A 21,226-nucleotide genomic window follows, 5' to 3' on the forward strand; every position below is an offset into this window, starting at 1 on the left:
CCCTTGACGAGCCCGAGGGCCGGGCGGACACTGAGCGCAGCGGCGTCGCCCATGCCGGGCGGCGCTCGCGGCATGCCCGCCGGAGGGAGCTCTCATGCGCCGTCGTCTTCGCAGCCCCAGGGACATCGACGCGTTCGGCCGGCTCGTCGCGGCCCTGCGCGTCCACCTCGAGCAGCGGCAACCTGCCAATGACGCGGAGCGCGCCATCGCCGAGTCGATGCGTGCGCACGAGGTGCCCGTCGACGCCGCCAGGCGCATGCTCCAGACGTTCGACGCGATGCCTCGCCGCGCGCGGCTCACGCTGCTCGGCGACGTCGCCGACCCGGGCTTCGTGCCCGCCGAGCGCACCCCCGAGCGCCCTGAGCGCATCGCGCAGCCGGTGACGCTCACCGTCTCCTCGACGGTGCTCGCGCGGCTCGGCCGCCTCCTCGACACCGGCGCCGTGGCGACCGGCGACGTGCGGGAGGAGATGCTCGACGAGCAGACGGATGCGCCGCCCGTCTACACGATCAACTACCGAGGGCTCTGGTGCGAGGACGAGACCACCTGGGACTGGGTGTCGTGGGCGGACGAGATCTACGTCATCACGAGCGCCGTGCACGTCGAGGGCGGTGCGAACGTGGTGCGCACCGAGCGGCACCCGGTCGCCGAGGACGATCGCTGGTACGAGGACGTCGACTCCGACGAGGCGAGGCTCGGCCCGGTCGCCGCGTGCTGGCACGGCAGGGCCGACACCGTCTCGCTCACCGCAGTCCTGATGGAGCACGACATGGGCGACCCGGACGCGTACCGGGAGGAGATCGACGCGCTCGTCAAGGCGGCGCTCGCCGTGCTCGCCTACTTCTACCCGCCCGCGGCGCTCGCCCAGCTGCTGAGCTCCACGATCACCGACGCGGTCAACTGGCTGCTCGACACCGCCGACGACCCGATCGAGACGCAGACGGTGGTGCACTCGAGCGGCATGCTCGAGGCGCTGTCGACCAGCTATCGCGCGACGTACCTCGGCGAGGGCCAGCGGCACACCGGCCTCGAGTACCACTTCCTCACGAACCACGCCGGCGGAGGCGCGCGCTACGTCGTGGGCTTCGAGGTGCTGCGCGACCCGGAGCACCTGCCGGAGGGGCCCTTCCTCTAGCGCCGGCTCACAGCACGGCGAGCGACGTCGCCCGCCACCGGCCGTCGAGGCCCTCGAGCCGGATCGCGACCGCGCGGCTGCGCCCGGACGAGCGCACGACCACCGCGCCCTCGACGACCCCGTCGGCCGTGTGGCACGCGCGCACGCTCGTGATGGCGAAGCCGGGCACGGTGCGCTCGGCGCTGCGGCCACGGCCTCGCCGGGCGCTGAGCGCCCGCTGCACGAGCAGGTCGTAGGTCGGCTCGGTGACCCAGCGCGCGATCTGCTGCACCTCGCGCACGCCGAGCAGGATCTCGATCACGCTCGTGGCGAGGTTCTCGAGCAGCGGCGCCGGGTCGGGCAGGGCCGCCGACGAGCACGGCTGGAAGTCGAAGAACTCCTCGGCGTCGACCGCCGTCATCCGTCGTCTCGTCATGCCCTGCCCCCTCGCATCCGGCGCCTCCGGGTCGGCCTCGCACCGCGGCGACGCCGTCGCGGGAGAAGGTAGCCGGATGCGCGGCGGGCGGGGGATGGGCAGATCTGCCCTGTGGAGAGCGCTCGACACGGGCGCGTGCGCGGCGGTTAGATTCGCCCGCGTGCGCTTCGACGACCTCTTCGACGACCTCGCGAGCCAGCTCGAGGCCGAACTGGGGGCCGAGCGGCGCGACCTCGATGCCGAGGAGGAGCGGTTCCGCGTCGGCCGGCTCGAGCTGCGCGAGCGCATCGCCGCGGCGCCGCGGGCGCTCGACCTGACGCTCCGCGGCGGCGGGCGCCTGCGCCTGCGCCGCATGGCGCTCGGGCGCGACTGGCTCAACGGCGTCGTGCTCGAGGGCGCGCCCGCCGAGACGGGCGCGATCGTGCCGCTGCAGGCGATCGCCGGCATCGAGCTCGACGCCGACGGCGCCGCGGCCTCGGTGCGGCCGACCGTCGCCGCGGGCGACCTGCAGGCGCGCCTCAGCTTCGCGTTCGCGCTCCGCGACCTCGCGCGCCGGCGCGCGCCGGTCATCCTCGAGGGAGCACTGCCGGTCGCGGGCACGATCGACCGCGTCGGGCGAGACCACCTCGACCTCGCTGTGCACGAGCCGGGCGCGCATCCGCGGCTCGGCACGGTGCGCTCGTGGCGGATCGTGCCGTTCTCGGCCTTCGACTGGGTGCGGCTGCCGTAGCGGGTCAGCGCTGGCCGAACAGGTCGGCGATGCTCGCCGACTGCGCCTGCCGCCACAGCCCGCGACGGCGCTCGAGCTCGAGCTCGCGGTCGACCCACGACTGCACCTCGTCGTCGGCGACGCGCCACGCGCCGCCCACGCGCACGCCGCGCAGCTCGCCCGCCTCGAGCAGCTCGACGACCGCGGCCGGCGTCGTGCCGAGCACCTCGGCGACGTCGGCGACGGCGAGGAACCGGCGGGCTTCGATGGGCATGGCCCCATTGTGGGGGAGCGTCGCGCCGCGTGAGCCGACCCTGTGGAGAACTTCAGCGACGCGCCCGGGCCTCCTGCCACGGTGGTGCCACCGACGAGGGAGGACGCCATGGCAGCACGCCGCACCTGGATGGATCCGAGGCTCGTGATCGGCGTCGTCCTCGTGCTCGCGTCGCTCGCGGGCGTGTGGCTCGTCCTGCAGGAGTCCTCGCGCACCGAGCGAGCGTGGTCGGCGACCCGCACGCTGCTGCCGGGCGAGACGATCGGCGCCGGCGACGTCGAGCCGGTCGACGTGCGCCTGCCGCAGTCGCACGCCCACTACCTGGATGCGTCGCACGACCCGGTGGGGCTCGTCGTCGCGTCGACGGTCGGGCAGGGCGAGGTGCTGCCGGTGCGCGCGGTCGGCACCGCCGCGAGCGAGGATCGCGCCGCGGTCGTGATCGACGTCGAGGGCGCGCTGCCGCGCTCGGTGCGCGCCGGCGCCATCGTCGACGTGTGGACCGCGGCGCCCGCGGAGGACGGCTTCGCCGCGCCCGACGTGCTGGTCGACGGCGCGGTCGTGGTGGGGCTGCTCGAGGACGAGGGGATCCTCGCCACCTCGGGAGCGCAGCTCGAGCTGCTCGTGCCGAGGGATGAGACGGCGCGGCTGCTCGAGGCCGTCTCGAACCAGCACGCGCTCAGCGTCGTGCCGCTCGCCCAGCCCGTCGAGGCGGCGCCGTGATCGGCATCGCCGTCTCCGCGCCGCTCGAGCGCGAGGACGCCATCGTGCGCGAGGCCGCGCGGCACGGGCACCGCGTCGCGATCCGCGCCGCGACCGCCGCCGATCTCGTCGAGCGGCTCGCCGCCCGTCCCGCCGACGCCGAGCCGCGCATCGACCTCGTGCTGGTCGTGGCCGACGAGCACCACGCGAGCCGCGCGCTCGTCGAGGCGTGCGACGAGCGGGCGCTGCGGCTGCTCGCGCTCGCCGACAGCGCCGCCGAGCGCGCCCGCGCCGCCACGCTCGGCCTCGACGCGGTCGCGTGGGCCGACGGGTTCGCGGGCGTCGAGGCCGCCGCGACGCCTTCGGCCGACGAGGCGCCGGCCGCGGCGCGGGAGCGCGGCCGCGTCATCGCGGTGTGGGGCCCGGCGGGCGCGCCGGGCCGCACGACGGCCGCCATCGCGCTCGCCGCGGAGCTCGCGCTGCTGGGCCGCAGGGTCGCCCTCGTCGACGCCGACACCACGAGCGCATCCGTCGCCCCCGCGCTCGGGCTGCTCGACGAGTCGCCCGGCTTCGCCGCCGCGGCGCGCCTCGCGCGCGCCGGCAGCCTCACCGTCGACGAGCTCGACCGCGTCGCCCAGCAGGTGCCCACGATGGGCGGTGTCGTGCGCGTGCTCACGGGGATCGGCCGCGCGAGCCGCTGGCCCGAGCTCGGCGGCGATCGCGTCGCCGAGGTGCTCGAGCGCTGCCGCGACTGGGTCGACTGCACCGTCGTCGACGTGGCCGCGAGCCTCGAGCGCGACGAGGAGATCTCGAGCGACCTGTTCGCGCCGCGGCGGCATGCGGCGACGATCGCGGCGCTCGAGGGCGCCGACGAGATCGTCGCGGTGTCGGGCGGCGACGCGGTCGGGATCGCGCGCCTCGTGCGGGCGCTGCCCGAGCTGCGCGAGCTCGTGCCGCAGGGCAGGGTGCGGGTCGTGGTGAACAAGGTGCGGGCCTCCGCGATCGGCGTCGCGCCCGAGCTGGCGGTGCAGGAGACGCTGCGGCGGCTCGCCGCCGTCACGCCCGAGGCGTGCTGGCCCTACGACGCGCGCGCCGCCGATGCGGCGCTGCTCGAGGGGCGGCCGCTCGTCGACGTCGCGGGGCGCTCGCGGCTGCGCCGTCGCGTGCAGGAGCTCGCCGCCGCGCTGCTGCCCGGCGACGCGCCGCCCAGTCGGGCGGCCCTGCGCGCGGCCGAGCGGCCCAGGCGCAGCTGGCGCGCCGCGCTACGCTGATCGGGTGACGAGCCTGACGTCGATCGCCGAGCGCTACGGCCGCCTGGATGAGCAGGACGTGCGCTGGCTCCACCGGCTCGTGGCCGACTTCCAGCTGCTGGCCGACCTCGCCATCGGCGACATCGTGCTGTGGCTGCCGACCGGCGACGAGCACGGCTACATCGCCGTGCAGCACGCGCGTCCCGCCGGCGCGGCGACGCTCTTCTACCGCGACATCGTCGGTCAGCCGGTGCGGAACGCGTGGCGCGAGCAGGTCGGCCGCGCCTTCGAGGAGGGCATCTCGCTCGACGGCGACTCGCCCGAGTGGGGCGTCGAGACCGATGCGAAGGTGCGGGCCATCCCCGTGCGGCGGCGCGAGGCGGAGCCGTCGATCGCGCTCGTCGAGCAGCCGATCGCCGTCATCACGCGGCACGCCAACCACGCCGACACGCGCAGCGCCGGCCGCCTCGAGCGCACCTTCAAGGAGTGCGCCGACCAGCTGTTCCGCATGATCGCCGACGGCGACTTCCCGGACCAGGCGGCCCCGTCCGGTCCGCGCCGCGGTGCCGCGCGCGCATCCGACGGCCTGATCCGGCTCGACCAGGCGGGCACCGTCACCTTCGCGAGCCCCAACGCGCTCTCGGCCTTCACGCGGCTCGGCTTCGTCGGCGAGCTCGAGGGGGAGTCGCTCGCCGAGATCACCACCGAGCTCATCGACGACTCGCACGAGGTCGACGAGGCGCTGCCGCTCGTCGTGACCGGTCGCGCGCCCTGGCGCACCGACATCGAGACGCGCACGGTGACGCTGACGCTCCGTGCGCTGCCGCTGCGGCGCGGGGCGTCGAGGCTCGGGGCGATCGTGCTGGTGCGCGACGTCACCGACCTGCGCATGCAGGAGCAGACGCTCATCACCAAGGACGCGACGATCCGCGAGATCCACCACCGGGTGAAGAACAACCTGCAGACGGTCGCGGCACTGCTGCGCATCCAGTCGCGGCGCACGAAGAGCGACGAGGCGCGCACGGCGCTGCAGGACGCCGAGCGGCGCGTGTCGTCGATCGCGGTCGTGCACGACACGCTCTCGGAGGGCCTCAGCCAGTCGGTCGACTTCGACGCGGTCTTCGACCGGTCGATGAAGCTCACGAGCGAGCTCGCCTCCATCCACAGCGCGCACGTGCGCACCGAGCGGCTCGGCTCCTTCGGCGTGCTGCCGAGCGGCTACGCGACGCCGCTCGCGCTCGCGCTGACCGAGCTCGTCACGAACGCGGTCGAGCACGGGCTCGCCGGCCGGCAGGACGGGCTCGTGCGCATCACCGCCCGGCGCGACGACGAGTGGCTCACGGTGCAGGTGTGCGACAACGGCGCCGGCCTGCCGCAGGGCAGGGTCGGCAGCGGGCTCGGCACGCAGATCGTGAAGACGCTCGTCACCGGCGAGCTGTCGGGCTCGATCGACTGGGGCGCTCGGGCGAGCGAGGGCACCGAGGTGACGGTGCGGGTGCCGCTCGGCTACATCCGCGAGGACGACGAGGCCTGAGGCCGCGCGCCTCCCCCGCGCACACGAGAGCGGGGCCGCCGTCCGGCGACCCCGCTCGAAGCGTCGTGGCTGTCAGCCCGCGCGGCGCGCGCGAGCGGCGCGGCGCTTGAGGGCGCGGCGCTCGTCCTCCGACAGGCCGCCCCAGACCCCGGAGTCCTGGCTGGTCTCGAGTGCGTACTGCAGGCACATCTCGGTCACCGGGCAGGTCGCGCACACGGCCTTCGCCTTCTCGATCTGCTCGAGCGCGGGGCCCGTGTTGCCGACCGGGAAGAACAGCTCGGGGTCGACCGTCAGGCATGCAGCGTCGTCGCGCCAGTCCATAGATGTGCTCCTTGTAGATTGGAGGGGGAGCCGCGCTTCGCGAGAGACGCGGCGCGGGAAGTCTCAGGGCGTCGCAGCACTGCCGCCCGAAGTGCAATGTTTCCACAGGCCCCCCAGAGAGGCAAGGGTTTTCTCCGTGAGCGATGTCTCCAGAGCCCGTCCTTCGACCGCCACGGCCGCCGGCGCGCTGATGCTGCTCGAGGGCCTCGGCATGATCGCCGTCGCCGTCTGGCTGGCCATCGCGGCGCTCGGCGATCCGGTCGAGCACATCGCTGGCGGCCTGTTCCTCGCGGTGCTCGCGGCGGGTGCGGCGCTGTTCCTCGCGGCGGCCGGCAAGGCCATGCTCGACGGTCGCGCGTGGTCGCGCGCGGCGGCGGTCGTGTGGCACGTGCTGCTGCTGGGCGTGGCGCTCGGCACCTTCGACGGCGGCGAAGGACCGGTGTGGCTCGCGGTGCTGCTGGCCGCGGTCGCGATCACCGGCTTCACGCTCGTGCTGCGCAGGAGCGTGACCGGCTGGCTGCGCCGGGACGAGTGACGTCGCGGCGTCAGCCGCGGAAGGCGAGCCGCTTCGCGAGCATGTCGAGGTGGCCCTTCGCCTTCGTGTTGTAGAAGGCGTGCGTGATGACGCCCTCCTCGTCGAGCACGAAGGTCGAGCGCCGCACGCCCTCGACGATGCGGCCGTAGCTGTTCTTCTCGCCGAAGGTGCCCCACGCGCGGTGCACCGAGAGGTCGGCGTCGCTCAGCAGCGGGAACTCCAGGCCGTCGAGCTCGGCCGCGCGCGCGAGCTTCTCGACCGGGTCGCGAGAGATGCCGACGACGGCGTAGCCGTGGCCGCCGAGGTCGGGCAGCGCGTCGTTGAAGTCGCACGCCTGCTGCTTGCACGCGGAGGTGAGCGCCTCCGGGTAGAAGTAGACGATGGCCCTTTGGCCCCGCAGATCCGAGAGCGCGACGGATGCGCCGTGCTGGTCGGGCAGGGTGAAGTCGGGGGCGGGCATGCCGGGCTCGAGGTGCGTCATCGGCTCCATCCAACCAGGCGGGGCGCGACGCGACCGCGGTGGCGGGCGATGCGCGCCTGTGCTATCGTTGATCCTCGGCCGGTGAGGCCATGCACCTCTAGCTCAATTGGCAGAGCAGTTGACTCTTAATCAATTGGTTCCGGGTTCGAGTCCCGGGGGGTGTACCAGAGGCCCCGGGTCCGCGTGCAGCGGGCCCGGGGCTTTTCCCGTCCCTATCGCTCGCCCCGCCGCGGTCATAGCCTGAGCTCGAGCCGAGGAGGCGCGCATGCGGGCACTGGTGGTCTACGAGTCGCTGTGGGGCAACACGGCATCGATCGCGCAGGCGATCGCCGATGAGCTGCGCTCGTCGATGGAGGTCGAGGTCGTCGACACGGATGCGGCGCCCACGAGCGTCGACGGGTACGACCTGGTGCTCGTCGGCGGTCCGACGCACGCGTTCTCGATGACGCGCCCGTCGACCCGCGAGACCGCCGTCGCGCAGCACGGCGCCCCGATGTCGCCGGGTCGCGGCATCCGCGAGTGGCTCGACGGGCTCGTGCAGGCGCCGCGAGGCACGCGAGCGGTCACCTTCGACACCCGCGTCGACCGCCCGCGGCTGCCCGGCTCGGCCGCGCGCGCCGCGAAGCAGGAGCTGCGCAGCCTCGGCTTCGACATCGTCGCGAAGCAGGAGAGCTTCCGCGTGCACGACTACGGCGGGCCCTTGGTCGACGGCGAGGCGGAGCGGGCGCGCGACTGGGCGAGGGGCATCGCCCGGGCGGTGCTCGCGGCCTGACGCCGCACGACGGCACGGCTCAGGAGTTCAGAGCGTCCGCTCCCAGACGCCGTCGAGCAGCATCAGCACCACAGCGCCGCCATGCTCGTCGGCTCCCGCGAGGCGCACGTACATGAGCGAGTCGCAGGCCATGAGGCGCTCGATCTCGACCGTCGTGCGCGCGGCCCACGCGCGCAGCTGCTCGGCGTCGTGCGCGCAGTGGTTCAGCTCGAGCAGCAGCTCTTCCAGCTGCGCCTCGTTGTAGGCGACGTTCGGGGCGGTAGCCGCGATCATGGCTGAATGTTAGCCACCGTGGCTAACGATCGGGAGGGTGACGTCTCGCGCTACTGCCGGTACGACGAGAGGAAGCTGCCGATGCGCTCGACCGCGTGCACGAGGTCGCGCTTCCAGGGCAGCGTGACGATGCGGAAGTGGTCGGGCGCGGGCCAGTTGAAGCCCGAGCCGTGGGTGACGAGGATCTTCTCCTGCCGCAGCAGGTCGAGCGCGAACTGCGCGTCGTCGTGGATCTCGTGCACCTCGGGGTCGAGCCGCGGGAACGCGTAGAGCGCGCCCTTCGGGTTCACGACGCTCACGCCCGGGATGGCCCGCAGCCCCTGCACGGCGGCGTCGCGCTGCTCGAGCAGCCGCCCGCCGGGCAGGATGAGGTCCTCGATCGACTGGTGCCCGCCGAGCGCCACCTGGATGCCGTACTGCGCCGGCACGTTGGGGCACAGGCGCGTCGAGGCGAGCAGCGTCAGCCCCTCGAGGAAGCCCTTCGCGTGGTCCTTCGGCCCGGTGATCGCGAGCCACGCCGACCGGAAGCCGGCCGCGCGGTAGGTCTTCGACAGGCCGTTGTACGTGAGCACCAGCAGGTCGTGCGCGAGCGTCGCGATCGACACGTGCTGCGCCTCGTCGTAGAGGATGCGGTCGTAGATCTCGTCGGCGAGGATCAGCAGCGAGTGCCGGCGCGCGAGGTCGACGATGCCCTGCAGCACCTCGCGCGAGTAGACCGCGCCGGTGGGGTTGTTGGGGTTGATCACGACGATGGCCTTCGTGCGCGGCGTGATCTTGGCCTCGATGTCGGCGAGGTCGGGCGCCCAGTCGGACGACTCATCTGTCAGGTAGTGGATGGGCGTGCCGCCGCCGAGCGACGTCATGGCCGTCCAGAGGGGGTAGTCGGGGGCGGGGATCAGCACCTCGTCGCCCGCGTCGAGCAGCGCCTGCATCGTCATCGTGATGAGCTCGGAGACGCCGTTGCCGAGGTAGACGTCGTCGACGGTGAGCTGCGGGAAGCCGTCGACGTCCTCGTAGCGGGTGACGACCGCGCGGCGCGCGGAGAGCACGCCCTTCGAGTCGGAGTAGCCCTGCGCGAGCGACAGGTTGGCGATCATGTCCTGCACGATCGTGTCGGGCGTCTCGAAGCCGAACGGCGCGGGGTTGCCGATGTTGAGCTTGAGGATGCGGTGCCCCTCGGCCTCGAGCCGGGCGGCCTCGGCGGCCACGGGTCCTCGGATCTCGTAGAGGACGTGCTTCAGCTTCGACGACTGATCGAGCGACTTCAGGGCCATTGCACCATGCTAGGCGCGCTGCTCACGCCACTCGGGCGCAGGTGGACCGCGGCGGGCGTCAGCCGGGCAGCTGCAGCAGCCCGCCGGCGGAGCGGGTCGTGGCGGCCGCGACGGCCATCGCCCGCTCGAGCGGCCCGGCCCATCCGCCCTCGTGGTCGCCCGCGAGCACCGATGCGGCGAGCGAGGCGAGCACGCTGTCGCCCGCGCCGATCGTGTCGACGATCGGGTCGGCCAGGGCCGGCACGGATGCGTCGACCCAGCCCCGGGCGGTGACGACGCGGGCGCCCTGGGGCCCGCGGGTGATCGCGACCGCCCGGGTGCCGGAGTCCAGCCACCGCGAGGCGGTCTCGCTCGCGTCCTCGTCGTAGACGAGCTCGGCGTCCTCGTCGCTCAGCTTCACGAGCAGCGCGCGCGAGGCGAGCAGGTCGAGCCCCGCGGCGAAGCGCTCGCGCGCGCCCGGCTCGCGCAGGTACGCGGGTCGGGCGTTGGGGTCGAGCAGCAGTCGCTCGTGCGAGCGCTCGATCGCGGCGAGCGGCGCCACCTGCGCCTCGTGCTCGAGCGCGAGGCACGAGACGACCACGAGCGGGGCCGACGCGAGCAGCGCGGCGTGCGGCTGCAGGTCGACGAACCGGGAGGTGCCGGCGGCGTTGAACTCGTAGCGCATCGTGCCGCCGTCGCGCACGGCGGATGCGACGGCGGTGCCGCGCGGCGCGGCCGTGGCCGTGAGCTCGACGCCGTGCGCGGCGCAGTGCTCGCGCACGAGCCTGCCCGCGTCGTCGTCGCCGACCATGGCGATGAGCCGCGCCGGCACGCCGAGGCGCGCGAGCCCGACGGCCACGTTGAGGGCGGCGCCGCCGACGTGCGCGGCGCCGTCGACCTCGTCGACGAGCGCATCGCCCACGACGACGACGCGGTCGCTCATCGGGTCACTTGCCCTTCGCGGCCTTGCGCAGCGAGCGCTCGAGCTCCTCCTGGCGGATGCCCTCCTCGCGCTGCTTCACCGCGCCGAGCGCGAGCGCCACGCCGATGCCCCAGCTGGCCCAGAGCAGCGCCAGGCGCCAGTCCTTCGGGCCGGACTTCGTCGCCTTCACCACGGCCATGCCGCTGGCCAGCGAGCTGATCACGCCGGCGTTGAACAGGTACTTGCGCATGTCGCCTCCTCGTCGGCGAGCAGACTACCGCCGCGCACCTGGAGCCCGGCTCCGACGAGCATCCTGATCGACCGGTCGACTTCTGACCGATCGGTCAGTACGATGGTGCGACGTGACCACCCGCGACACGATCCTGCAGGCCGCGCTCGAGCGCTTCGCCCGCGTCGGCTACCTCGGCAGCTCGATCCAGCAGATCGCCGACGACGTCGGCACCTCCAAGTCGTCGGTGCTCTACCACTTCGACTCGAAGGAGGCGCTGCTCGAGGCCGCGATGGCGCCCGCGCTCGACGCGATGGAGTCGCTCATCGACGCGCTGCCCGAGCTGCGCCACGAGCACACGGCGGCAGCGCCCGGTCTCGTCACCCGCTTCGTCGACACGCTCATGGCGCACAGCGCCGCGATCTCGATCTTCATCTCCCAGCGCGGCGCGCTGCAGGGGGTGCCGGCGATCGAGCGCGCGAACGCCATCGTCGACGCCATCGCCCGCACGCTGGTGCTCGAGGCGCCTACGCCGCGCGTGCTCACGCGCCTGTCGATCGGGCTCGCCGGCGTCGCCTTCATCCTCGGCGACACGCTCTCGACCGAGCACGACCACCTCGATCCGCACGAGATGCGCGCGATCTTCATCGAGACGCTGCTCGAGCTCTCGAGCACCGGAGAGGACGCCTGATGGCCACCTGGCTCGCCCGCGTCGGCGCCGCGTCCATGCGCCGCGCCTGGCTCGTGATCGTCGCGTGGGTGGCGATCCTCGGCGGCGTGCTCGGCGGCGCGCTCGCGCTGGGCCCGAACATGCAGGAGTCGTTCGCGATCCCCGGTACCGAATCGCAGCAGGCGCTCGACCGCCTCGGCAGCGTCTTCCCGCAGGTCGCCGGCTCCTCGGTGCAGGTCGTCTACCAGGCGCCCGACGGCGCGGAGGTGCTCGACTTCCAGGCGGAGATCCAGCAGCAGGCGAGCGAGATCGAGGCGATCGACGACGTCGCGAGCGTCGTCGAGCCGTGGAGCGAGTTCGCGAGCGACCAGGTCTCGGCCGACGGCGAGACCGCCTTCACCCAGGTGCAGTTCGAGCCGCAGGGCTCGGGCGTCACGCCCGCGGGCCTCGACGAGCTCGTGGCGACGGCGGATGCGGCACGGGCCGGGGGCCTCACGGTCGAGTTCGGCGGGCAGGCGTTCCAGGCGACGAGCGTGCCCATCTCGTGGGTCGAGGGCGTCGGCGTGCTCTTCGCCGCCATCGTGCTGTTCGTCACCTTCTGGTCGCTGCTCGCCGCGGGCCTGCCGCTCATCACCGCGCTCGTCGGCGTCGCGATCACGATGGGCGGGGTGCTCGGCGCCTCGGCGCTCGTCACCGTCTCGAACTCGGCGCCGCTCATGGCGCTCATGATCGGCCTCGCGGTCGGCATCGACTACGCGCTCTTCATCCTCTCGAAGCACCGCTCGCAGCTCGCACGCGGGATGGGCGTGGTCGAGTCGGGGTCGCTCGCGGTCGGCACCGCGGGCACCGCGGTCGTCTTCGCCGGCCTCACCGTCGTGATCGCGCTCGTCGGGCTGCTGATCGTGGGCATCCCGTTCCTGTCGGTGATGGGCATCGGCGCGGCTGCGTCGGTCGCGATCGCGGTCGCCGCGGCGACCACGCTGCTGCCGGCGATCATGGCGCTGCTGGGGGAGCGGCTGCGGCCGCGGCCCGGCAGCCGCGCGGCTCGGCTCGCCGAGCGCGACGTCGACGCGCAGCCGACGCTCGGCATGCGCTGGGTGACCGGGATCACCAAGCGCCCGTGGCTCGCGATCGTGGGCGTCCTCGTCGTCGTGGGCGTCGCATCCGTGCCCGCCGCGAGCCTCGAGCTCGCGCTGCCCGACAACGGGCGCGAGGAGCGCGGCACCACGCAGCGCATCGCCTACGACCTGCTGCAGGAGGGCTTCGGCGAGGGCACGACGGGCCCGCTCGTCGTGATGGCCGACATCACGCAGGTGACCGACATCATGCCGACGCTCGAGGCGATCTCGGACGACCTCGCGGCGATCGACGGCGTCGACCGCATCGGCAGCGCCTTCCCCGACGAGACGGCCGACACCGCGATCATCCAGGTGATCGCCGAGACGGGGCCCGCCGACCACGCGACCGCCGAGCTCGTGCGTGCGATCCGCGACGCGGCGCCCGCGCTCGAGGCCGAGCACGGCACGCCCATCGCCGTGACGGGCGCCACCGCCGTGCAGATCGACGTCTCGCAGCGGCTGCAGGACGCGCTGCTGCCCTTCGGCATCGTGGTGGTGACGCTCGCGGTCGTGCTGCTGCTGCTCGTGTTCCGCTCGATCCTCGTGCCCGTGACCGCCGCGATCGGCTTCGTGCTGTCGGTGCTCGCCGCCTTCGGCACGGTCGTCGCGACCCTGCAGTGGGGCTGGGGCGCCGAGCTGCTGCACACCGAGGCGGGCCCGATCCTGTCGTTCATGCCGGTGCTGCTCATGGCGGTGCTGTTCGGCCTCGCGATGGACTACCAGGTCTTCCTCGTCTCGGGCATGCGCGAGGCGCACGCGCACGGCCACAGCGCGATCAGCGCCGTGCGGCACGGCTTCGCCGCCAACGCGCGGGTCGTGACCGCGGCCGCGCTCATCATGTTCTTCGTCTTCTTCGCGTTCGTGCCCGAGGGCATGGCGATGATCAAGGCGATCGCGCTCGGCCTCGCGGTCGGCGTCGCTGTCGACGCGTTCCTCGTGCGCATGACGCTCATCCCGGCGGTGATGACGCTGCTGGGCGAGCGCGCCTGGTGGCTGCCGCGCTGGCTCGACCGCGCGATGCCCGACATGGATGTCGAGGGCGAGAGCCTCGGCCGGCACCGCGCGGCGCTCGCGTGGGCGGCGGATGCGGGCGGTCACCTCGCGCTCGAGCGGCTGCGGCCCGAGGTCGACCACGACCGGCCCGGCAGCGCCTCCTGGACGGTCACGGCGCCGCGCGGCGCGGTCGTGCGGCTCGACGCGCCGTTCGCCGAGCGGCAGCGGCTCGCCCACGCGCTCCTCGGCGACGTCGGCGCGGCCGGCCACGCGCACCTCGGCGGGGCCGCGCTGCCCGGCGACGTGCCGCAGCTGCGCAGCCGCCTCGCGCTCGTCGACCTCGACCTCGTCGACGCCGGCTTCATCGAGCCAGGGGGCCGCGCCGAGACGGCGCACCACGCCGCCCGCGCGGCGCTCTCGCTGCGCACGCCGCTCGCGCTCGGCGCGACGCTCGACCGGCGCGCCTCGGCGCTCGTCGAGCGCGCGGCCGCGGCGCTCGGCAGCCCGATCGACGCGTCGGCGCCGCTCTCGCGGCTCTCGCCGCTCGCGCGCGCCGCCGTGCTGGTGGCGATCGCGCTCGAGCGGCAGCCGAGCCTCGTGTGGATCGACGCCGCGACGGGCGCGCCGGCCGGCGCCGCCCGGGTCGCGGCGCAGCTCGGCGGCGACGACCTCACGATCGTCACGAGCGAGCCGGCGCCCGAGGCGCACGGCCGCCCCGCGATCGACCTCGCGCCCGACGACGCCGCGGCCGACGACCGCGCCGCAGCCGACGCATCCACCGCCGCATCCGACCCCACCGACACCGGCGACGCCACCGCGGCGCTCGCGACCACGGGAGCCGACCGATGACCACCGCACTGCAGAAGGCCGTCGCGCTCGGCGCGGCCGCCGCGACCCCCTTCGCCATCGCCGCGTTCGCCGCCTGGTCGATCGGGCCCGCCGTCGACGGCGACCGCGACGTGCCGGCCGCGGTCGTCAACCTCGACGAGATGGTGACGACGATCGCCGACGACGGCACCGAGAGCGTGATGTTCGCCGGGCGCCAGGTCGTGACCGACCTGGTGGGCGACGAGACGGACGGCATCGACTTCCGCATCCTGAACGCCGACGACGCCGCCGAGCAGCTCGCGCGCGGCGACGTCCACGCCGTCGTCACGATCCCCGCCGACTTCTCGGAGCGCGTGCTGAGCCTGCAGGGCGACGAGCCGCGGCAGGCGGGCATCGAGATCGTCACCGACGCGTCGAGCGACGCGCTCGCGACCGAGCTCGCCGCCGAGACCGGAGAGTCGGTCGTCGCCTCCTTCGGCGACCTCGTCACGAGCGGCTTCATCTCCGGCATCTTCGGCGGCTACGGCACCCTCGCCGAGCAGCTGGGCGCCGCGGCGGACGGGGCGGATGCGGTGGGTTCGGGCGGCACGGAGCTCGCCTCGGGCCTCGGCGAGCTCGCCGGCGGCATCGACTCCCTCGCCGACGGCGCCGGCGCTTCGGAGGACGGCGCCCGGCAGCTCGCGGCGGGCGGGCAGCAGCTCGCCGCCGGGCTCGCGACCGCCGACGACGGCATCGGGCAGCTCGCGGGCGGCGCGGCGTCGCTCAGCGACGGCATCGCGCAGTACACCGGCGGCGTCGACGCGCTCGCGGGCGGCGCCGCGTCGCTCAGCGACGGCGTCGACCGGTACACGGCCGGTGTCGACCAGCTCGCCGGCGGCGTGCAGCAGGCGGCCGACGGGCTCGAGGCGGGGCTCGGCTCCGCGACCGCGGGCGTCGCGCAGCTCGAGGGCGCGATCGACCAGTCGGCCGGCGGCGCCGCGCAGCTCGTGGCCGCGCTCGAGGCCGACCCGACCACCGATCCGCAGACGCTCGAGGCGGCCCGGCAGCTCGCCGGCGGCCTCGCGCAGCTCGGCCAGCAGGACGTCAGCGGCCAGCTGGGCGCCGGGCTCGCCGAGGCGACCGCGGGCATCGGCCAGCTCGACGCGGCCGCCGCGCAGGTCGCCGGCGGCGGCGCCGCGCTCCGCGACGGGGCCTCGCAGCTCGCCGACGGCGCGGCGCAGGCCTCCGCCGGCTCGCCGGCGCTCCGCGACGGCGCGTCGCAGCTCGCGGGCGGCCTCGTCGAGCTCGACGGCGGCTTCGGCGCGTCGGTCGACGGCGCCCAGCAGCTCGCCGACGGCACGGGCGAGCTCGCCGGCGGCCTGCAGCAGCTCGAGTCGGGCGCGGTGCAGCTCGCGGCAGGCGCGCGCTCGGCGCAGACCGGCGCCGCGCAGCTCGGCGACGGCGCCTCCGAGCTCGGCGACGGGCTGCGCGAGGGCGTCGCGGCGATGCCGCAGCTCGGCGACGACGAGCTCGCCGACCTCTCCTCGGTCGCGACCGACCCGGTCGGCTTCGACCTCGACGAGCAGGGCGCGCTCCCGAGCGGCGAGGCGCGCATCGCCGCGCTCGCCGTGCCGATCGGCCTGTGGCTCGGCGCGCTCGCCCTCGTGCTCGTGCTCGCGCGCACCGCTCGCCGCATCGCGGCATCCGCCGAGTCCGACGGTCGCGTGCTCGCGACGCTGCTCGCGCGCTCGGCGTGGGTCGTCGTCGTGCAGGCGGTGCTCGCGGCGCTCGTCGTGCACGCCATCGGCGGGGTCGCCTGGGCGTCGCTGCCGGCGACGCTCGGCGTGACGCTGCTGTTCGCCGCCGCCGCAGGGCTGCTGCAGCTCGCGCTCGTCGCCTGGTGGGGCCCGGCGGGCGCGGTCGTCTCGCTCGTGCTGCTCGGGCTGCAGGCCGTCGCCGCCGGCGGGCTCGTGCCGCGCGACGTGCTCGGCGGCCCGTTCGAGGCGATCGCGCCCGTGCTGCCGATGACGCACGCGGTCGACGCGCTGCAGGCGATCGCGGCGGGCTCCGGCGCCGGCGGCGCCGCGCTCGGCGGCTCGGTCGCGATGCTCGTGCTGTTCGTCGGCGTCGGGCTGCTCGCCGCGGCGCTCGCGGTGCGCAGCGCGCGCCGGCGCGCGACGGGGGAGCGGATCCGGGCGCTCGACGCGCTCGCGCCGGCCGCCGCCTGAGCCCGCCCGGCGCGCCGCCCGCGGCTCCGAGCGGCCCGGGCGGCGCCGCGGGCTACGCTCGCCGAGTGCCCTCGCCCACCTCCGCCATCGTCGCGGTCGGCGCGCACCTGCCGACGGGCATCCGCACCACCGAGCAGACCGAGCGGCGCCTGCGCGACGAGAACCCGGGCCGCGGGCTGCCGGTCGGGCTCATCCGGCGGATGACCGGGGTCGACCGGGTGCACGAGCGCGAGCCGGGCGAGCAGGCATCCGACCTCGCCGCGCACGCCGCGCGCCGCGCGCTCGCCGACTCGCCCGAGCCCGTCGACCTGCTCATCTTCGCGAGCGCGAGCCAGGACCTCATCGAGCCCGCCACCGCCCACATCGTCGCCGACAGGCTGGGCCTCGACGTGCCGGTCTTCGACGTGAAGAACGCCTGCAACTCGGTGCTGAACGCCGTGCAGGTCGCGCACGCGATGATCGTGAGCGGCCAGGCGCGGCGGGTGCTCATCGCGAGCGGTGAGACGCCGACGAGCGCGGTGCGCTGGCGGCTCGCCGACCGGCACCAGTTCGTGCGCTCCTTCCCCGGCTACACGATGAGCGATGCGGGCGCGGCGCTCGTGCTCGAGGCCGCGCCCGCCGCCGGCCGCGGCATCGTCGACCTGGCGTTCTCGGCGGCCTCCCACCACTGGCGCATCGGCACGCTGCCGACCGGCGGCTCGATGCACCCGCGCGACCCCGAGGCGACCTACTTCGACATCGACGGCCGCGGGCTGCAGCGCGCGTTCCTCGCGCTCGGGCCTGAGCTCATCACCGACCTGCTGGCGAGGCGCGGCGTGGCGCTCGCCGACGTCGACCTCGTGCTCATGCACCAGGTCGCCGAGCCGCACCTCGCGCCCATCGCCGAGCGCCTCGGCCTCGGCGTGGAGCGCATCCTGCCCACCGTCGCCGAGCACGGCAACCTCGCCTCGGCGACGCTCCCCATCCAGCTGCGCCGCGCGCTCGACGACGGGCTCGTCGGCCCCGGCAGCCTCGTGCTGCTCGTGGGCCTCGCGGGCGGCATCAGCCTCGGCGCAGCGCTGGTGCGGCTGTGAGCGAGGCGCCCGAGCGGCACGGCCGGCTGGCCGTCGTGGTGCCGGTCTACCAGGAGGCCGCCGGCATCCGTCCGACCCTCGAGCACCTCGCCGCGCAGCGCGACGGCGACATCGACGTGTGGTTCGTCGACAACGGCTCGACCGACGGCTCGCGGCAGGTGATCGAGCGGTTCGCCGCCGAGCGCGGCCTCGCCCGCTGGCACGTCGTCGACGAGCCGCAGAAGGGCACCGGCGCCGCAGCCGACACCGGCATGCGCGCCGCGATCGCGGCCGGCGCGACGATGCTCGCCCGCACCGACGCCGACTGCCTGCCGCGGCTCGACTGGACGGCGCGCATCCGCCACGCCCTCACGCCGAGCGACGCGGGAGGCCTCGGCCTCGAGCTCGTCGCCGGACTGCTCGTGCCGCGCCGCGACGAGGGGCTCGGGCCCGTGCGGCGCGTCGCGCTCACGGCGGCGGTGCGGGTGGCGGATGCGTTCGGGGTCGTGCGGCCGTCGAACAACGGCCCCGAGTTCCACGGGCCCTACGTCATGGCGGCCGGCTGCAACGTGGCGATCACCGCCGCCCGGTACGTCGCGAGCGGCGGCTTCCCGCGTACCGCGATCGAGGAGCTGCACGAGGACCGCGCGCTCGTGAACGCCGTGCGGCGGCAGACGGGCCGGGTCGCGCGCCGGGACGACGTGGTCGTGCGCGGCTCCTCGCGGCGCGTGCAGGCATGGGGGCTGCGGCGCACGCTGCTCTGGTACAAGGATCACGCCTACCGGCCCGCGCACGTGGACATCCGGTGAGCGACCCCCGCGTGAGCGCCGATCCGGTGCGCGCCGACCGGCAGCGGCGGCTCGCGCTCGCGATGCGCCGCGACGAGCGGCTCATGCGCGCGGCGCACCCGGTCGCCTACCCGCTGCTGCAGGCCGTGCCCGGGCCCGTGCGGCGCGTGCCCGGCATCGGCGTGGTCGTGAAGGACGCCGCGCTCGCCCGCGCCGTGCTGCTCGACGGCGCCGCCTTCTCGAAGCGCGGGCGCGGGGCGTCGAGCGACCTGTGGACGCCGGTGCTCGGGCCCAGCGTGCTCGTGAACATGCACGGCGACGACCACCGGGCGCTGCGGCGCCGGCTCGCGCCGATCTTCGCCCCCGGCTTCGTCGAGCCGCTCGTCGAGCGCACCCTCGGCGCCGGCGCGGCCGAGCTCGAGCGGCGGCTCGCGGCGGGGGAGCGCGTCGACCTCGCCGCCCACGCGCGCCGGTCGGCGAGCGCGGCGATCGCGCTGCTCGTCGGGCTCGACGAGGCGGCGGTCGACGAGCGGCTCTTCCGGCAGGTGACGGCCATCACCGGCATGGTGCGCCTCAGCCGCCCACGCTTCAGCCCCGCGCAGGTGCGACGCGCCCGCGCGGTGCTCGACGAGCTCGGCGAGCACGCCGCGGCTGCCTACCGCGGCGACGAGTCGACCGTGCCCGGGCGGCTGCGCGCCCTCGGCCTCAGCCAGCAGGAGGCGCTCAGCGCGGTCGGCGCGTTCGTGCTCACCGGCACCGAGACGATCGTCGCCGCGCTGCCGCGCATCGTCGCGCTGCTCGCCGACAGCGGCACGCTCGGCGAGCTCGCCGACGACGCGGCGGCCGAGCGGGCGATCGCCGAGGGACTGCGGTGGACGACCCCGACGCCCGTCATGCTCCGCGCGACGCTCGAGGAGCGGCGCATCGGCCCCGTGCGCGTGCGGCCCGGCGACCGCGTCGTCATCGCCACCTACGCGGCCGACCGCGGCGCCGGCGGCTTCGACCCTGCATCCGACCGCGCCGCCGCGCTCAAGCAGCTGTGGTTCGGCGCCGGCGCGCACTTCTGCATCGGCGCGCCGCTCGCGATGGCGCAGCTGCGGCTCGCGCTCGCAGCGCTGCGGCGCGTGGAGGCCGAGGGGCGGCGCATCCGCGTCGTCGAGCGCCGCCCGGCCCGCGGGCAGCTGCTGCCGGCGCTCGCCTCGTGCGTGCTCGAGGCGCGCGCATGAGCATGCTCGAGGCGGTGCTCGCCGCCACCCGCGAGCACGCCGACCGACCGGCGATCACCGCAGGACGCCGCGCCCTCACCTTCGCCGAGCTGGGCGACCGCGTCGTGCGCGTCGCGGCGGGGCTCGCGGATGCGGGCCTCGAGCCCGGCGACCGGGTCGCGTTCTCGGTGCGGCCGGGCCTCGACGCGGTGGTGCTCGCGCTCGCGGTGTGCCGCGCGGGCGGCGCGATCGCGTTCGTCGACCTCGGCGCCGGCCCCGAGCTGCTCGCCGCCCGCCTCGCGCTCGCGGAGCCGCGCTGGAGCGCGGCCGAGTCGGTGCTCCACCTCGTCTCGGCCCCGGGCCTGCACCGCATCGCCCGGCGGCGCGGCATCGACCTGCCCGCCTACGCGGCGCTGCTGCCGAGCGCCCGGCACATCGTCACCGGGCCGCAGCTGCCGGGCGCGCCCCGCGGCGCGCTGCGCCTCGACCGCCTCGCGCGCACCGCGCCCCGGCCGCTGCCGATGCCGGACCCCGGCGCCGACGCGCTGCTCATCTTCACCTCCGGCACCACCGGCACGCCGAAGGCGGTCGTGCACACGCTCGCCTCGCTCGGCGCCGGCCTCGACGACATCCGCGATGGGCTCGGGCTCACGCCGGGCCTGAAGGTGCTCACCGACCAGCTCATGATCGGCATCCCGGCGCTCATCGCCGGCGCCCACTGGACGCTGCCGCCGGCCGGCGCCGATCCGGGCGCGGCGCCCGAGCGCTACCTGCCGCTGCTCGAGCGCGCCGAGGCCGTCTTCTGCTCGCCCGCCGGGCTCGACGCCATGCTGCGGCTGCTCGACGAGCGACGCGCGCCCGCCGGCACCCTCTCGCTCATCGCGCTCGGCGGCGCGCCGGTGCTGCCGCCGCTCATCGAGCGGGCGCTCGCGCGCTTCCCGGCCGCGCGCATCCGCTGCGTCTACGGCATGAGCGAGATCCTGCCGGTCGCGATCGCCGACGGCGCCGAGAAGCTGCGCGCCGTCGGCGACGGCGACGTCGTCGGCCGAGTCGCGCCGAGCGTGCGGGCGCGCATCGACGACGGCGAGCTCGTGCTCGCCGGCCCCGGCCTCGCGCGCGCCTACCTGCACGAGCTGCCCGCCGAGCTCGCCGAGGTGCGCACGGGCGACCTCGCGCGGCTCGACGGCGACCGGCTGACGCTTCTGGGGCGGAAGAAGGACATGCTGCTGCGCGGCACGCAGAACGTCTACGTCGGCCTCTACGAGCCGGTGATCGCGTCACTGCCGGGCGTCGCCGACGCGGCGATGGTGGGCGTGCCGGATGCGATCGGCGACGACCGGCTCGTGGTCGCGGTCGTGCCCGACGGGGCGCCCGCCGACCTCGCGCCCGACCCCGCGCATCCGCTCGCGCAGCGCGTCGCGGCAGCGCTGCCTGGGCTCATCGACCACGGCGCGCTGCCCGACCTCGTGGTCGCGATCGGCGCACTGCCGCGCCGCGGCCGCATGCAGAAGCCCGACCGGCCGGCGCTCGTCGCCCTCGTCGCACCGCTCGTCGAGGGCTGAC

Annotated in this window: 22 protein-coding genes and 1 tRNA gene; 15 read left to right on the top strand and 8 right to left on the bottom strand. The window is 75.3% G+C overall.

The window, feature by feature from the left end:
• The first annotated feature begins 94 nt into the window (after positions 1–94).
• Positions 95–1,135: a hypothetical protein gene (locus tag AC1RNL_RS08715; protein ID WP_492935008.1), complete on the top strand. Its 1,041-nt coding sequence runs from the start codon at positions 95–97 to the stop codon at positions 1,133–1,135.
• Between the two features lie 7 nt (positions 1,136–1,142).
• Here the strand turns inward: AC1RNL_RS08715 and AC1RNL_RS08720 are convergent, their stop codons facing one another.
• Positions 1,143–1,550 carry an Rv3235 family protein gene (locus tag AC1RNL_RS08720; protein ID WP_128189396.1) on the bottom strand — a complete coding sequence of 136 codons (408 nt, stop codon included), beginning with the start codon at positions 1,548–1,550 and terminating at the stop codon, positions 1,143–1,145.
• Positions 1,551–1,710: 160 nt separating this feature from the next.
• Between AC1RNL_RS08720 and AC1RNL_RS08725 the strand changes: the two genes are divergently transcribed.
• Positions 1,711–2,280 carry a hypothetical protein gene (locus AC1RNL_RS08725; RefSeq protein WP_492935009.1) on the top strand — a complete coding sequence of 190 codons (570 nt, stop codon included), beginning with the start codon at positions 1,711–1,713 and terminating at the stop codon, positions 2,278–2,280.
• Positions 2,281–2,284: 4 nt separating this feature from the next.
• On the opposite strand, the gene AC1RNL_RS08730 is transcribed toward AC1RNL_RS08725, so the two are convergent.
• Complete coding sequence (locus tag AC1RNL_RS08730; RefSeq protein ID WP_146358034.1) at positions 2,285–2,533, bottom strand: helix-turn-helix domain-containing protein; 249 nt, start codon at positions 2,531–2,533, stop codon at positions 2,285–2,287.
• Between the two features lie 108 nt (positions 2,534–2,641).
• Here AC1RNL_RS08730 and AC1RNL_RS08735 point away from each other — a divergent pair, with 108 nt between their 5' ends.
• From AC1RNL_RS08735 to AC1RNL_RS08745, 3 genes are read left to right on the top strand one after another with little or no spacing between them, the layout of a single operon-like run.
• Positions 2,642–3,253 carry a hypothetical protein gene (locus AC1RNL_RS08735; protein ID WP_492935010.1) on the top strand — a complete coding sequence of 204 codons (612 nt, stop codon included), beginning with the start codon at positions 2,642–2,644 and terminating at the stop codon, positions 3,251–3,253.
• Positions 3,250–4,503, top strand: coding sequence for a CpaE/TadZ family protein (locus tag AC1RNL_RS08740; protein ID WP_246991939.1), 1,254 nt, complete (start codon positions 3,250–3,252; stop codon positions 4,501–4,503). Before AC1RNL_RS08735 ends, AC1RNL_RS08740 begins: the two co-directional genes overlap by 4 nt.
• A gap of 4 nt (positions 4,504–4,507) precedes the next feature.
• Positions 4,508–6,016, top strand: a complete 1,509-nt coding sequence (locus AC1RNL_RS08745) for a sensor histidine kinase (RefSeq protein ID WP_128189405.1) — start codon at positions 4,508–4,510, stop codon at positions 6,014–6,016.
• Positions 6,017–6,088: 72 nt separating this feature from the next.
• Here the strand turns inward: AC1RNL_RS08745 and AC1RNL_RS08750 are convergent, their stop codons facing one another.
• Entirely contained in the window at positions 6,089–6,337 is a 249-nt protein-coding gene (locus tag AC1RNL_RS08750) for a WhiB family transcriptional regulator (protein WP_021010012.1), read from the bottom strand.
• Between the two features lie 136 nt (positions 6,338–6,473).
• Between AC1RNL_RS08750 and AC1RNL_RS08755 the strand changes: the two genes are divergently transcribed.
• Positions 6,474–6,872 carry a hypothetical protein gene (locus AC1RNL_RS08755; RefSeq protein ID WP_128189406.1) on the top strand — a complete coding sequence of 133 codons (399 nt, stop codon included), beginning with the start codon at positions 6,474–6,476 and terminating at the stop codon, positions 6,870–6,872.
• Positions 6,873–6,882: 10 nt separating this feature from the next.
• Here AC1RNL_RS08755 and bcp read toward each other — a convergent pair whose 3' ends face one another.
• The gene (gene bcp / locus AC1RNL_RS08760; protein WP_400529454.1) at positions 6,883–7,353 is read right to left on the bottom strand and encodes a thioredoxin-dependent thiol peroxidase; all 471 of its coding nucleotides are present in this window, start codon (positions 7,351–7,353) and stop codon (positions 6,883–6,885) included.
• Between the two features lie 91 nt (positions 7,354–7,444).
• Between bcp and AC1RNL_RS08765 the strand changes: the two genes are divergently transcribed.
• Positions 7,445–7,520, top strand: a tRNA-Lys gene (locus AC1RNL_RS08765).
• Positions 7,521–7,618: 98 nt separating this feature from the next.
• Positions 7,619–8,125 carry a flavodoxin family protein gene (locus AC1RNL_RS08770; RefSeq protein ID WP_146358044.1) on the top strand — a complete coding sequence of 169 codons (507 nt, stop codon included), beginning with the start codon at positions 7,619–7,621 and terminating at the stop codon, positions 8,123–8,125.
• Between the two features lie 27 nt (positions 8,126–8,152).
• Here AC1RNL_RS08770 and AC1RNL_RS08775 read toward each other — a convergent pair whose 3' ends face one another.
• Genes AC1RNL_RS08775 through AC1RNL_RS08790 form a run of 4 tightly spaced genes read right to left on the bottom strand, consistent with a single transcriptional unit; the run spans position 8,153 to position 10,823 of the window.
• A complete protein-coding gene (locus AC1RNL_RS08775; protein ID WP_400529456.1) occupies positions 8,153–8,398 on the bottom strand; it encodes a hypothetical protein in 246 nt (81 codons plus the stop codon).
• Positions 8,399–8,448: 50 nt separating this feature from the next.
• Entirely contained in the window at positions 8,449–9,672 is a 1,224-nt protein-coding gene (locus AC1RNL_RS08780; protein WP_146358049.1) for a pyridoxal phosphate-dependent aminotransferase, read from the bottom strand.
• Between the two features lie 58 nt (positions 9,673–9,730).
• Positions 9,731–10,594 carry a PfkB family carbohydrate kinase gene (locus AC1RNL_RS08785; RefSeq protein ID WP_310126996.1) on the bottom strand — a complete coding sequence of 288 codons (864 nt, stop codon included), beginning with the start codon at positions 10,592–10,594 and terminating at the stop codon, positions 9,731–9,733.
• A gap of 4 nt (positions 10,595–10,598) precedes the next feature.
• Positions 10,599–10,823: a hypothetical protein gene (locus tag AC1RNL_RS08790; RefSeq protein ID WP_128189417.1), complete on the bottom strand. Its 225-nt coding sequence runs from the start codon at positions 10,821–10,823 to the stop codon at positions 10,599–10,601.
• 112 nt (positions 10,824–10,935) lie between these two features.
• Here AC1RNL_RS08790 and AC1RNL_RS08795 point away from each other — a divergent pair, with 112 nt between their 5' ends.
• From AC1RNL_RS08795 to AC1RNL_RS08825, 7 genes are all read left to right on the top strand, one after another.
• Positions 10,936–11,493 carry a TetR/AcrR family transcriptional regulator gene (locus tag AC1RNL_RS08795; protein WP_192575950.1) on the top strand — a complete coding sequence of 186 codons (558 nt, stop codon included), beginning with the start codon at positions 10,936–10,938 and terminating at the stop codon, positions 11,491–11,493.
• Positions 11,493–14,432, top strand: coding sequence for an MMPL family transporter (locus AC1RNL_RS08800; protein ID WP_400529461.1), 2,940 nt, complete (start codon positions 11,493–11,495; stop codon positions 14,430–14,432). The genes AC1RNL_RS08795 and AC1RNL_RS08800 overlap by 1 nt, the downstream gene beginning before the upstream one ends.
• On the top strand, positions 14,429–16,618 hold the full coding sequence (locus tag AC1RNL_RS08805; RefSeq protein WP_400529464.1) for a YhgE/Pip family protein: 2,190 nt from the start codon (positions 14,429–14,431) through the stop codon (positions 16,616–16,618). The genes AC1RNL_RS08800 and AC1RNL_RS08805 overlap by 4 nt, the downstream gene beginning before the upstream one ends.
• Positions 16,619–16,683: 65 nt before the next feature.
• Positions 16,684–17,691 (top strand): 3-oxoacyl-ACP synthase III family protein, encoded by a 1,008-nt coding sequence (locus AC1RNL_RS08810; RefSeq protein ID WP_400529467.1) that lies wholly within the window; start codon positions 16,684–16,686, stop codon positions 17,689–17,691.
• Entirely contained in the window at positions 17,688–18,479 is a 792-nt protein-coding gene (locus AC1RNL_RS08815) for a glycosyltransferase family 2 protein (protein WP_400529470.1), read from the top strand. The genes AC1RNL_RS08810 and AC1RNL_RS08815 overlap by 4 nt, the downstream gene beginning before the upstream one ends.
• Entirely contained in the window at positions 18,476–19,684 is a 1,209-nt protein-coding gene (locus tag AC1RNL_RS08820) for a cytochrome P450 (RefSeq protein ID WP_400529473.1), read from the top strand. The genes AC1RNL_RS08815 and AC1RNL_RS08820 overlap by 4 nt, the downstream gene beginning before the upstream one ends.
• Positions 19,681–21,225: a class I adenylate-forming enzyme family protein gene (locus AC1RNL_RS08825; RefSeq protein WP_400529475.1), complete on the top strand. Its 1,545-nt coding sequence runs from the start codon at positions 19,681–19,683 to the stop codon at positions 21,223–21,225. The genes AC1RNL_RS08820 and AC1RNL_RS08825 overlap by 4 nt, the downstream gene beginning before the upstream one ends.
• Position 21,226 lies beyond the last annotated feature (1 nt).

It is taken from the genome of Agrococcus sp. GW821-FHT14H11, from assembly GCF_058803545.1.

Coding starts and splice junctions, on each gene's coding strand:
- AC1RNL_RS08715 (WP_492935008.1), top strand. CDS start 95: ATGCGCCGTCGTCTTCGCAGCCCCAGGGACATCGACGCGTTCGGCCGG.
- AC1RNL_RS08720 (WP_128189396.1), bottom strand. CDS start 1,550: ATGACGAGACGACGGATGACGGCGGTCGACGCCGAGGAGTTCTTCGAC.
- AC1RNL_RS08730 (WP_146358034.1), bottom strand. CDS start 2,533: ATGCCCATCGAAGCCCGCCGGTTCCTCGCCGTCGCCGACGTCGCCGAG.
- AC1RNL_RS08735 (WP_492935010.1), top strand. CDS start 2,642: ATGGCAGCACGCCGCACCTGGATGGATCCGAGGCTCGTGATCGGCGTC.
- AC1RNL_RS08750 (WP_021010012.1), bottom strand. CDS start 6,337: ATGGACTGGCGCGACGACGCTGCATGCCTGACGGTCGACCCCGAGCTG.
- bcp (WP_400529454.1), bottom strand. CDS start 7,353: ATGACGCACCTCGAGCCCGGCATGCCCGCCCCCGACTTCACCCTGCCC.
- AC1RNL_RS08770 (WP_146358044.1), top strand. CDS start 7,619: ATGCGGGCACTGGTGGTCTACGAGTCGCTGTGGGGCAACACGGCATCG.
- AC1RNL_RS08775 (WP_400529456.1), bottom strand. CDS start 8,398: ATGATCGCGGCTACCGCCCCGAACGTCGCCTACAACGAGGCGCAGCTG.
- AC1RNL_RS08780 (WP_146358049.1), bottom strand. CDS start 9,672: ATGGCCCTGAAGTCGCTCGATCAGTCGTCGAAGCTGAAGCACGTCCTC.
- AC1RNL_RS08785 (WP_310126996.1), bottom strand. CDS start 10,594: ATGAGCGACCGCGTCGTCGTCGTGGGCGATGCGCTCGTCGACGAGGTC.
- AC1RNL_RS08790 (WP_128189417.1), bottom strand. CDS start 10,823: ATGCGCAAGTACCTGTTCAACGCCGGCGTGATCAGCTCGCTGGCCAGC.
- AC1RNL_RS08800 (WP_400529461.1), top strand. CDS start 11,493: ATGGCCACCTGGCTCGCCCGCGTCGGCGCCGCGTCCATGCGCCGCGCC.
- AC1RNL_RS08805 (WP_400529464.1), top strand. CDS start 14,429: ATGACCACCGCACTGCAGAAGGCCGTCGCGCTCGGCGCGGCCGCCGCG.
- AC1RNL_RS08825 (WP_400529475.1), top strand. CDS start 19,681: ATGAGCATGCTCGAGGCGGTGCTCGCCGCCACCCGCGAGCACGCCGAC.